At 38.6% G+C, this 10517-nt stretch carries 19 protein-coding genes; 12 read left to right on the forward strand and 7 right to left on the reverse strand.

Features of this window, described 5'->3' with window-relative positions; genetic code table 11:
* The 5 genes from RQ763_RS05070 to RQ763_RS05090 all read right to left on the reverse strand — a co-directional run.
* A partial coding sequence (locus RQ763_RS05070; protein ID WP_314151568.1) for a DnaB-like helicase N-terminal domain-containing protein occupies nt 1-381 on the reverse strand: 381 nt, incomplete at its 3' end.
* A 10-nt stretch (nt 382-391) separates the two neighbouring features.
* Nucleotides 392-571, reverse strand: a complete 180-nt coding sequence (locus RQ763_RS05075; protein WP_314151570.1) for a helix-turn-helix domain-containing protein — start codon at nt 569-571, stop codon at nt 392-394.
* Nucleotides 571-1011 carry a hypothetical protein gene (locus RQ763_RS05080; protein ID WP_314151571.1) on the reverse strand — a complete coding sequence of 147 codons (441 nt, stop codon included), beginning with the start codon at nt 1009-1011 and terminating at the stop codon, nt 571-573. Before RQ763_RS05080 ends, RQ763_RS05075 begins: the two co-directional genes overlap by 1 nt.
* The gene (locus tag RQ763_RS05085; RefSeq protein WP_314151572.1) at nt 1008-1604 is read right to left on the reverse strand and encodes a hypothetical protein; all 597 of its coding nucleotides are present in this window, start codon (nt 1602-1604) and stop codon (nt 1008-1010) included. Before RQ763_RS05085 ends, RQ763_RS05080 begins: the two co-directional genes overlap by 4 nt.
* A 34-nt stretch (nt 1605-1638) precedes the next feature.
* Nucleotides 1639-1887: a helix-turn-helix transcriptional regulator gene (locus tag RQ763_RS05090; RefSeq protein WP_314151573.1), complete on the reverse strand. Its 249-nt coding sequence runs from the start codon at nt 1885-1887 to the stop codon at nt 1639-1641.
* A 116-nt stretch (nt 1888-2003) separates the two neighbouring features.
* Between RQ763_RS05090 and RQ763_RS05095 the strand changes: the two genes are divergently transcribed.
* Nucleotides 2004-2417 (forward strand): helix-turn-helix domain-containing protein, encoded by a 414-nt coding sequence (locus tag RQ763_RS05095; protein ID WP_314151574.1) that lies wholly within the window; start codon nt 2004-2006, stop codon nt 2415-2417.
* A gap of 1110 nt (nt 2418-3527) precedes the next feature.
* On the opposite strand, the gene RQ763_RS05100 is transcribed toward RQ763_RS05095, so the two are convergent.
* Entirely contained in the window at nt 3528-3815 is a 288-nt protein-coding gene (locus RQ763_RS05100; RefSeq protein WP_314151576.1) for a hypothetical protein, read from the reverse strand.
* A 329-nt stretch (nt 3816-4144) separates the two neighbouring features.
* Entirely contained in the window at nt 4145-4342 is a 198-nt protein-coding gene (locus tag RQ763_RS05105; RefSeq protein ID WP_314151577.1) for a hypothetical protein, read from the reverse strand.
* A gap of 489 nt (nt 4343-4831) precedes the next feature.
* Between RQ763_RS05105 and RQ763_RS05110 the strand changes: the two genes are divergently transcribed.
* The 11 genes from RQ763_RS05110 (at nt 4832) to RQ763_RS05160 (ending at nt 10178) form a co-directional block, all read left to right on the forward strand.
* A complete protein-coding gene (locus tag RQ763_RS05110; protein ID WP_314151578.1) occupies nt 4832-5425 on the forward strand; it encodes a site-specific integrase in 594 nt (197 codons plus the stop codon).
* An 81-nt stretch (nt 5426-5506) separates the two neighbouring features.
* The gene (locus tag RQ763_RS05115) at nt 5507-6118 is read left to right on the forward strand and encodes a ParA family protein (RefSeq protein WP_314151579.1); all 612 of its coding nucleotides are present in this window, start codon (nt 5507-5509) and stop codon (nt 6116-6118) included.
* Nucleotides 6099-6947 carry a ParB/RepB/Spo0J family partition protein gene (locus RQ763_RS05120; RefSeq protein WP_314151581.1) on the forward strand — a complete coding sequence of 283 codons (849 nt, stop codon included), beginning with the start codon at nt 6099-6101 and terminating at the stop codon, nt 6945-6947. Before RQ763_RS05115 ends, RQ763_RS05120 begins: the two co-directional genes overlap by 20 nt.
* 160 nt (nt 6948-7107) lie before the next feature.
* On the forward strand, nt 7108-7368 hold the full coding sequence (locus RQ763_RS05125) for a DUF3310 domain-containing protein (RefSeq protein ID WP_314151582.1): 261 nt from the start codon (nt 7108-7110) through the stop codon (nt 7366-7368).
* The gene (locus tag RQ763_RS05130) at nt 7349-7489 is read left to right on the forward strand and encodes a hypothetical protein (protein ID WP_314151583.1); all 141 of its coding nucleotides are present in this window, start codon (nt 7349-7351) and stop codon (nt 7487-7489) included. The genes RQ763_RS05125 and RQ763_RS05130 overlap by 20 nt, the downstream gene beginning before the upstream one ends.
* Entirely contained in the window at nt 7473-7778 is a 306-nt protein-coding gene (locus RQ763_RS05135) for a hypothetical protein (protein ID WP_314151585.1), read from the forward strand. The genes RQ763_RS05130 and RQ763_RS05135 overlap by 17 nt, the downstream gene beginning before the upstream one ends.
* 97 nt (nt 7779-7875) lie before the next feature.
* Nucleotides 7876-8070: a hypothetical protein gene (locus tag RQ763_RS05140; RefSeq protein ID WP_314151586.1), complete on the forward strand. Its 195-nt coding sequence runs from the start codon at nt 7876-7878 to the stop codon at nt 8068-8070.
* A 36-nt stretch (nt 8071-8106) separates the two neighbouring features.
* Nucleotides 8107-8376, forward strand: coding sequence for a hypothetical protein (locus RQ763_RS05145; RefSeq protein WP_314151587.1), 270 nt, complete (start codon nt 8107-8109; stop codon nt 8374-8376).
* On the forward strand, nt 8373-8636 hold the full coding sequence (locus RQ763_RS05150) for a hypothetical protein (RefSeq protein ID WP_314151588.1): 264 nt from the start codon (nt 8373-8375) through the stop codon (nt 8634-8636). The genes RQ763_RS05145 and RQ763_RS05150 overlap by 4 nt, the downstream gene beginning before the upstream one ends.
* A gap of 3 nt (nt 8637-8639) precedes the next feature.
* Complete coding sequence (locus tag RQ763_RS05155) at nt 8640-9479, forward strand: hypothetical protein (protein WP_314151590.1); 840 nt, start codon at nt 8640-8642, stop codon at nt 9477-9479.
* A gap of 45 nt (nt 9480-9524) precedes the next feature.
* Nucleotides 9525-10178: a hypothetical protein gene (locus RQ763_RS05160; RefSeq protein WP_314151591.1), complete on the forward strand. Its 654-nt coding sequence runs from the start codon at nt 9525-9527 to the stop codon at nt 10176-10178.
* Nucleotides 10179-10517: the final 339 nt, after the last annotated feature.

Raw genomic sequence — 10517 nt, forward strand, 5'->3', positions numbered from 1 at the left:
ATTTTCATCCGCCAAAGCCTTTGCTATGTCTGCATTGAGCTTGTGTAGCATCTGCTTGTGGAAATTCTCTTTTAGTGAGCCTATATGCTCCATGAGGATATTTTGAGGAACCTGTTTTTGTGCCATGATATCAAGCAGCATCTCTTCTGCGTTTTGTACTGATGCTTTTCTTAGGTACGAGAGTATCACTCCATCATCAAACGCGCGACCACCCTCATAGCACACATTGATAACTTCAAACATTGCGCGATGCGCTTCACTCACAAACCAATCTTTGTTTATTCCGGAGTTCATAACCACGGATAAATCAACATTGCCAAACTCATGCGCACTTAACATCGTGCCTAAAATCAAACTTCTCACATTCTCTAAATCATTCATATTTTGCTCCCTAAGCGTCTATGGTATGTTGTCTAAGCCAAGCGTCTATCTTTACACGGCTGTAGTAGATAAAGCCGCCTATCTTTGAGTAAGGTATCTTTTTCTTTGAGCGATAGGTTGCTTGCGTACTTAAAGACATGCCAAACTCTTTTTCAAAATTTTTTGGATTTAACCACTCTTCATTTTTCATCAATAAAATCCTATCTTCAAGTCGCCAAGTCGCTTGCAGTGAAGCAAGTTGTCTCCGTCTGCAAAATTTGCCAAAAACGGCTGAAAATTTTGGAACAGATATTTAAACTCCTCATCAAGCTTCACAAAGTAAACATTTGTAATAGAGAGATACTCAAAGAGATCTATGTTTGTTTTTTTCATAAATTTAATCCGGTCCTTAATGAGTGATTTGTTTGCACTCAAAACCTCAATCAGCTCTCCGGCTTGAATATAATTATCAAGCGATGTCACTCCGCCTCTTGCGATGTCGCATAACACATCTTTGTAGATATAGGAAGTATGGCGGATAACAACAATCTTATCGGGATGCATCTTTCTAAGCTGCTCAGTGCTGTATCTAACCCCTTCTATCTCATCTATCTCTTTAAGTAAAACTAAATCATCAAGTAAACGTATCATTGGTACATCCCATTTTTATTTTCGCCGACATTTGGATTCCATTTTTTGTAATTTCTTATCCAGTTACGAAATGCGCTTAGCCAGTTTTTAAACTTTGTGCCTTTAGAGTTGTGATGGTCCAAGAACTTTGCAAACTCTTCTTTGCTTATGCTCTCTTCTTTACAGATTTCAAGCGCGTATGTTTTTAATAAAACAAGATACTCTGCTTTAAGCTTATTTGCCTCAACAGCTTTTTGCAAAGAGAATAGAGGTTGTTTTTTTGATTTTGTTTTGTCTTGTTCTATGCCATCGCAAGATGGCGCGAACGTGCTGGAGATGTATTTGTCTGCTTTTGGAGTAAAGCAGTATGCAGGCTCAGAGTTTTTATCTATGCTCTCCAATAAGCCCGCCGCGTCAAGCTCGCCTAAAGCATTTGCAAGTGTGCGAGAGCTTATTTTAAAGCGAGGTATCTGTTTTAAAATGTAGTTTTTGTAAAGAACGAAATAATTTTTACCATCAACAACTTTGATAGTTGCATAAGATAACCTTGAGAGTTGGTAAATGGCTTCAAAAATAATCACAGAATTAATAGAGATATTTTCATCATCACTCATTTTCTGATTTATTCTCAAAGTGAACAACATCTAATTATTCGCCGCCATTTGAAATTTTTAACTGACTAATTTCACTATCCGTAAGCTTCATAACTCCAACTCCACAAAGAAGCCAGTTAAGATTAACGTGATACTTTTGCATGATTCTTATCGCAACAGGCGCAGGAAGCGTATTTTTGTCTTTAATATACACCGAGTATGAATTAGGGCAAATACCTATCTCTTTTGCAAAAGTCTGTTTGTTCATTTTTGAATGTAGTCTTACATACTCTAATTCAATCATGTTTTGCTCCTTTTATTATTTCTTCAATTAGTGTATAATTGAATAATATTGATGTGAGATTGTAGTTCATTTTGGGAACATTGTCAAGTGTTTTGAGTATTTTTTAGGAGAAGATTATGCAAGCTGTACCACAACAAATAGAACGATTGAAAAAAATTTATAGCAAAAGCACTGATACAGCGCTGGCGAATGCTATGAGCGTAAGCAAAAACACCATCAGTGGTTGGAAAAAAAGAAACGCAATACCTATGGGCTTCTTAAGTAAAGTAGCTCAAAATGAGGGCGTATCTATTGAGTGGCTGCTTAGTGGAAAAGGTAAGATGAAACAAACAGACTTAGAACTGCTTGAATACGACATGACAAAAATAGAACAAGTCTTCAATAACCAGCTAGATCCTAAGATTTTAAAGAGTATTGCTGATAACGAAAATCTCCAAAAGCTGATCAGTCTTTTTGCTTATGCTCCTGAAGAGTTTATTTTGCAGATTATAAAGCGGCTAGAACAGTTCAAAGAGATGTCGCGAGTATAGGGAAAAAGAGAGTATATATATTATCTTTAGTATAAAGATAATAGGTTATATATATTAGTGCGCAAAATTTGCGCGACCTCCAATCACTAGGTCAAGCAAAATTTGCGCGACCTCTGTATGACTCTCTTAAGTAAGAAACTCGCCGCCATTTGAAATTTTTTTAATACCATGGTTTGAGTTGATTTCAAATATTCATAGGGCAAATACCTCATAGGTAGGTATAGAGCAGAGGGGCTGGGGAATAGGGGTACCCCTCAAAATCTGAGAAACAAAAATGAGAAAACCACCATGAGCAGCAGCAGGAACTATTTACACTCGCCACATAGCGGAGCATCGTGCAGCACATCACAACTTCTTACAAATAGATGAGCTGATGGGCTGTTGTGATGTAGCTGTAGAACCACAGCAAAACTCTCTAACCTTAAGCCAAATAGCACCAAAATAGCTCTCTAACCTTAAACCAAGTGCAAATCTTAAGTAATCGCACTGTTACCTTAAATAAAACATATTAAAATAAATAAATTAATATCTTTTCGTGCATTTTCCCCAAATTTCAACCAAACCTTAAAAAATCGCTCCTACTCCAAAAAAATCTAATTTTTGCCAAAATTTCCCCGACTCTCTCTGAAATTTCTACCACCCAGCGACCACTTCTCTCCAAATTATGATGCAGATCCATTCAAACAAGCAGCAGCTCCTCTCAAAATTTCCCCAGGGAAATTCCAATCAGCCGCCAAACCAACAGCCGAAATCCTCCGTAATTTCCGAAAATTCCCACACAACCGCATCCACACACCAATTCCCTCCGTAAATCTGCCCTGCTTTAGAGCAATATCCACCTCAAAAGAACTCATTCAGCTTTTTTATTTAAAAGCTACTCTCTTGAACTTCCTTTTTCTTCAAAAAAATCGTAAAACCTAAAAAACAGAAAAAAAAATCTCAAATGGCGGCGAATTTTTGCGCGTTGGCGTGAAGTGGTGTGAAAGTGGCGGTTTTAGGTGTTTTGTGCAGATAGAAGAGGCTCATATCTGCCACAGGAGGCACGATAATAGTTTTGCGTGTACATTTATGTGGGCAAAGAGTTTTTGAGAATGCGCGGCGGTGCTTTTGTTAATATGGCTTACAATTAGGTAGCAATGCTTTTAATTTTGCCATCTCTTGTTCCACATTGATATATTTGCCATTGTCTCTGCGATTTCCAAAATAAACAGTTCGCGCAAGCAATGCTAGAGTTATCTTCTCTGCGGTCTCGTGATTCCCATTCGCTTCAGCTGCTCTGAGCTTCTCTAGCGCACTAATAGCGTCCAGCAGTTCTATACATGACATATTTTCTATCGGCTTTGGCTGTAAAGCAAAGCAGGCTGAGACAATAAGCATAATAGATATAATTTTATTCATCGTATTCTCTTGAATGTGTTAGTAATATTGCTTTTATTGACAATGCGAACAATACAATAAACAGTGCCGTATCCATGATGAGTTCATAGTCCGAAAATTCATAAAAACTTGTCACAAACGTAGCGAAAGATGCCGTTATCCATACCCAAAGAACAATATATGATAAAAATACGACAAATAATCCACTAAAAATAACCTTTGGAAATCGAGCAGATTTTATGCTGTGCTCAAACTCCTTAACTTTTTTTGAGTCAAGAAAAAAATAATGAACAGCGAATATGAGAAATAAAAGTAGTGTGATAGACATATTCATAGTTCAAACCTTTTGCTCAAGATTTGTCCTTTATTATCTCTTGCAGTTCTATAAGCTTATCTATTTTCTCTATATCCAAATTGTTATGTTTGCAAAATGCACCGATCTGTACAAGCTCAAGCAGCTCTGGAAATTTTTGCTTCCAGCCCTTGATTGTATTTTCACTTTTACCGAGATAATCGCCAATTTCTTTATATGATAGTTGTTTTTTCATGCGCCTATTATAGCAAAAAGTATCCCATAAGTCAAAAATAAATGAAAAAGTATCTTATTCGATAATAAATTAATATGTTTTTAAGAAATCGTATGCCATACTCTCGTTTGAAGTTGGTATCTTATTCGATACTTACTAGATAAACCCACTGTCAAAAATCGGAAGTCCTGAAAAGGTCTCCGGAGCTAACTCCTCCGTCATAAACGAGTCAAGGCTTAAATACTTCATTAAGCAGTTGCAAAACTGTTTATAAATTATTTAAAAGATTACTTATCTAAAAGCGAGGAGTAAAAGATGGCAAAGTTAATAAAAAACGCTGACTCTCTATTCACAAAATTTGAAAACATGATAGAGAGAGCGGCAAACAAACTTTTTTAATAAAAAAGAATTATTCATCAAGATACAAGCTACGAACTTGTATCTGATTGAGTAATTGTACTCAAACACAGTTAAGCAAAAGCTTGAAAAAAACATATCGAAAGGATAGTCATGGCAAGACCGACAGGAACTACAAGGGCAAAGAAGCCCATCTTAAAAAAAGAGTTTGACCGTCTCATAAGCGCTACAAACCGCAGTTTAGAACTGCAAAGCAACACTAAGCTAAAGCTCACGAGAGCATTTACTATGCTCTATTTAACGGGGTGCCGCATAAGTGAGATAGCGAATATGAGAACAACTGACATACAAGAGATGATCCGAGCAAACGAATACTCTCTAACAAACAACACAAAGACGAAGAGCGCGCGGCTTATAAGCTTTAGCGAAAATCAAACGCAGGTTGAGTTCTTAAAAAAGATACTCCCCGCGGCAGACGGTTATCTCTTTCCGCGCAACAACGCAAGCGAACCTATGCACACGGAGAGCTTAAAACTGATGATGAACCGTTTTATTCAAAAAATTCTTGGCACTCTCTACTCTACTCATAGTTTCAGGGCAGGGTACATCACAACAGCTCATCAACTCGGACTTAGTTTAGAGCATATCCGTCAAGACATAGGACACGCAAGTATCGCTACAACAGCGCGCTATGCAACGGTTACACACACGGAAATCTCTCAGGCTAAGAACCGAAGAGTTTGGTAAAGGTTTGCTAAGTGGGTTGTTTTTATAACCTACTTAAGTATATTAAAAGCACTAAAATTTCATAAGGCAAAGGGGTCGGCAATGATATATACAGTTGGTCACACTAAAGGCGGAGTTGGCAAAAGCACTCTTGCTTGGAACTTGGCACATAGTTTTAAAGAGCTGGGCAAGAAAGTCACGATAGTAGATTTAGACTTCCAGCAAACGCTCTTTTTCATAAACAGTATGAACGGCGGCGGTATGGAAGTTCTTCAGCCAAAGACGGTAGAAGAGCTTATCCGCTTTCTTTTGGCATCCAAAGCAGAGGAAGTTATCATCATAGATGTCGGAGGTTTTGACAGCGACATCAACCGTACAGCAATAGATTTTGCAAACACAGTTCTCATCCCCATTAGCGACTCCATCACAGAAGTCCTCGGCTTTAAAACATTTGAAGCTATCTTGGATGAGATGATACTCGGAGACACAAACGCAAAGATAGTTCTAAACAACATCCATCCTCTCACTAAGAATTTTGACATCATAAAAGAAGCTGTAGCAGGCAACAGCGGTATAACGCTACTCTCTTCTATTGTGAGAAGCCGCAAGATTTATAAGACAAGCCTTGGACAAGGCTACAGCGTATTTGGCACTCCAAATAAAAAAGCAATAAACGAAATAAGGGCGGTCCGAGATGAACTTATCCGCACTTAACAAAGCAACAGCAGGAAAAACACGCACAACAGGCATAAGCCCATTTAGTGAGCTTGAGCTCAGCAAGGTCTATGCAAACCCAAAACAGCCGCGCAAAAGTTTTGAGAACATAGAAGAGCTGGCAACCTCCATCAAAATAAACGGACTACTGCAGCCCATCAGCGTAGTAAAAAAACAAGACGGCTACATGATTATAGGCGGAGAGAGACGCTACAGAGCATCTTTACATGCAGGACTAAAAACTATCCGCGCGCACATCTTACAGGCAGATGAAAAGCAAGTGCTTGAACTCTCGCTTGTGGAGAACATCCAAAGAGAAGATCTAACGGACTTTGAAAAAGCGCAGTTTATCTCTTTGCTTTGGGAGAGCGGAAATTATGCGCAAAAGCAAGACTTAGCAGCAGCTATAAGCAAATCGCAAAGCTACGTCTCCAAAGCTCTCGGCACTTGCAAACTAGATGAGAGCATTATCGCAGATATACAGGAACAAAAAAGAGACATAGGTCTTAGCGTCTTAGAAGAGATAAGCAGAGTTCCGGACAAGACTATGCAAAAAGAAGTTTATGATCTAATCGTTAAAAAAGAGATAACACGAGACGAGATAAAGAACTTTAAAGAGCTGAAAGGCTGGGATGAGAGCAAAGTTACAGAGGTGCCGCAGATGAAAGTTTCCCGCGGGAAAAAAACAATTATATATCAAGATACTTTTTCAAAGACTCAAATCTTTGAGTACTTTTTAAAGTCTATATCAAATGCGCTTGAAAACAAAGCAAGTGACTCAAACTACAAAATCACAATAGAGGAGATAGAAATATGTACGAGTACATAATTTTTAGCGGCGGCGGGTATATCGCTTTAGCTTTAATATACAAGCTTTACAAAGTAAAAAAAAGAAGATGGGGAGAAAACGAATGAAAAAAGGGCTACATCCAGTGCTTAATCCAAAAAGCAGACATTACGACAACGGCGGCAAAGTAGCCATATAGGAGATGGAGAGAGAGAAAACAGTAGTGCAAGTTGCGGGGTGGTGCGACTGCAACATCTTTAAGTATGACTTTCGCAAAGAGAACAAAGGAGAGTACGAGGAGGACATCGTGAAGGTGCAGACTTACAAGAACTATCTCAAAGTGCTAAACGATTTAATATATCTTGGTCTTGGAAATTTTAGTGTTGAAAAAGCACTGCAAAAAGCAGGGTATGCATATGTGTATAGATTTGATGAGCTAGTCGATGCAAACACTCTCTTTTAAGCCTCTTTTAGAGTACATAGAGAGTGCATTGAAAAACCTTAAAAAAGGCACTCCTGCGCACAGCGTAGTGCTGGGTATCCATAAAGAGTTGACGGAGATTTTAAATGATGAAACAAAATAGTATGACACACGGCGAGGCGTGGTTTTTAGAGAAAGAAGTAAATGAAGATATCCCAGTAGCTTCAAACACTTACTACAAAGCAATATATGGCTTGCCGGAGCGAATGAGCAGAGCCGAAGCAGTTACCTACTACAACTCTAAACTGTTTCCATATTGGAAAGAGTTGCTAAACATCAAAGAAGATTACAAGAACAAAGCGCTTGCGCTTATGATGTTTGGAACACTAGACGCAACAAAATTCAAGCTAAAAAAAGAGCTTGTGGCTGAGATTGAGGAGAGTATTAAATGAGTTGCAAACAGCTATGAAGTGGCAGACTACATCATAGAGCAGCTTGCGGCTTTTAGCGGCGTGCGAAGAGTGTCAAAATTTAAACAAGGAGTAGTAAATGAGATATGAGAACGCAAATGAGGTTATAGCCTCCGCAAACAAAACACATGAAAATTTAACAATTGGGAGCAGAGTAAAAATCACAAAAAGCAAGAGAGCAAGGACATGGAAAATATTAGGCTTACTCAAACCTTTGCCATTATTGGATGAGGGGGGGAATGCAGTTCTTAGTGGCAAGCAGAAACAAAGTTAAGCACATTGTTCCAAATCAAATTTTAGAGGTTTTAGAATGGCAGAAATAGAAACAGACAAAGAGGCGATAGCTTCAATGACAAAAGAAGATATCTACTACATGTGGGTAGCAAGGTGTGAGGAAAACAAAAAGCTTAGGGATGAGATAAGAAATCTCAAAGAAAGGCTACAAAGCGAAATTGTTGAGGGTGCTAAGTTTCAGCGGTGGTACTATGACGAGCGAAACAAAATCGAGCCAGCCGAGGATAAAAGCTTGCTTGACTCTAAAAACATTAACCTCGCAAAAGCAATGAAGATTATAAAATGATAACAAATGAGATAGCGCAGATAGCGGCGGTTAGTGTGTCGCAAACAGCTCTTATATTTTTTAAACACATAAACGTAAGAGTGATAGTTGCAAAACAGGTAGTCAAGTCAATGTTCTATACGTTTGCTATTCAAGCCTCTTGGTTGATTAGCAGCGCAATAGGCATAAGCGCATTTTTGGACGGAAATGTATTGGTGGTCGCCTTTTACCTCTTTAGCGGAGTAATCGGCACTTGGTTAAATTTTAAAATAAAGGTTTAGAAAATGAAAACAGAAGTAAGAGCAAAGAGATTGATTAAAAAGATTGATGAAGTAACGGTAGAGGTAAAAGGGCAAAAGTTATCACTAAACGGCGACGATGTCAAAGTAGTTTCGGGAACTGATTATCTCGTATATGAGCGAAATGGAAACTATTTTCTTAGTATTGATGCAAATGCAGCAGATGCAGTTATGGTAGGCGGTTTTCATTATGGGCTTATTCCAGAAGACTTTGCGGCGAGAAACAACATTGATGCAGAACACGCAGAGCAAATCAGAGCCATTAACGCTTATAGCATCTGGGATGATGAGCACAGACCTACATGTAAACCAAACGGCATGGCATACATCCCAAAAGAAGATATTTGGCTAGATATCTACATGTGCGGCAGCGAACACGAGAAGTTTGGTACATCGGCGCCACATCAACACTTTCTAGCTGGTGGCAATAATTACGGCAGAGTAAATCCAAACGGAGAGGAAGATTTTCTATATAAAGATTTTGAAGCAGTTGCAAAACTACACGGAAAAAGATTTATAACTTTCGATGAGTTTATATCTGCAATGAAAGGCGTAAAAGAGTTTGCAAGCGCAGGAGATGAGGATGATGGCATCACAAAGCATCATCCTGATTTTGTTTCAAAGTATGGAATAGAGCAGGCTACAGGGCATAACTGGATTTGGAGCGAAAAGATAGATGATGAAAAAGCGGTGCGTTTGGGCGGGTATCGCACGGGTGGCGTCTATGCCGGTTCGCGCGCCTCGCATTGGGACAACTACGTCTGGAATTCGTATTGGAATATTGGTTCTCGTTTCGCTTGTGATTCTTTGCACCCTGTTAAATGAGCGGAAGCGAATTTAAGATGAAAGTTTAAAATAAAGGTTTATCAGATGAATACGTATGATATGGCTTACGAGTCTTACAAGCAAAAATGTAGAGAGCTCGGTGTTGCTCCTAGTCCTAAGGCAAAAATATTTGCAGAAGATATAGTGAAAAAACAAAATGGCGATCATATAAATATTGCCGTTTTGTCAAACGCCAGAAAACAAAAAGTACCTGTGCTCTCAGAGACAGCAAAAGAAGCTTTAATCGTACCAAAAAAACGCAAGCCGAAAGTCAGAAAAGTAGCTGTTATAAAATCAGTACCTCTACCAAGAGTCAAAAGAGTAGCTGCTGCTCCAAAGCCTAAAAAAGATGTTGTTGAAAAAATAAAAGTAAAAAAGATAGTAATTCCTAAACCAAAAATAGAAAAGCCGATTAAACAAAAAAGAGTCTTACTTAGTGAGGAAGTGCGAACGCAGGAGCAGCTCGAAGAGAAGCGTGCAAAAGCCAGGGAGTATAGACAGAAAAATCTTGAACATATGCGCGCAAAAGACCGAGCCAGAAAAAGAACGGTAGAAACTATGACGTCGGAACAACTTGAGAAAAGAAGAGAGCGCGAGCGTCAGCGATACCATAAGAAGATGCAAGATCCCGCAGAAAGAAAAAAACTTCGTGAAAAATGGCGCAAAGATGATGCTAAGAAAAGGAAAAAAATAACATGAAAATAGGTGATGAAATAAGATTTGAAGAGGACAGTAAGCCTTACATAATAAAAGCAATGAACAAAAGATATCTAATCTGCGTTCGACCGTATACTGTAGCAGAACGTGAAGAAGAGATGAAGAGATGGAAGCAATAAAGGAGCTTATGCCTGAATTGGCGGTACAGGCAGTTGTTGGAGTTGTGCTTATAGCAATAGTATATGCAGTATTTAATTTGTTATAATACAGGAATTGGAGAGACTGAAATGAAAAACTTAATGGCTATTATAAGCAGAAATCAATATGGCTGCTGTAGTACAAAAATCGTGTTTGACAGTAGAGAAAAGATGCCGACGATGG

The sequence above is a fragment of the Sulfurimonas sp. genome, assembly GCF_032250635.1.
GTDB lineage: Bacteria > Campylobacterota > Campylobacteria > Campylobacterales > Sulfurimonadaceae > Sulfurimonas.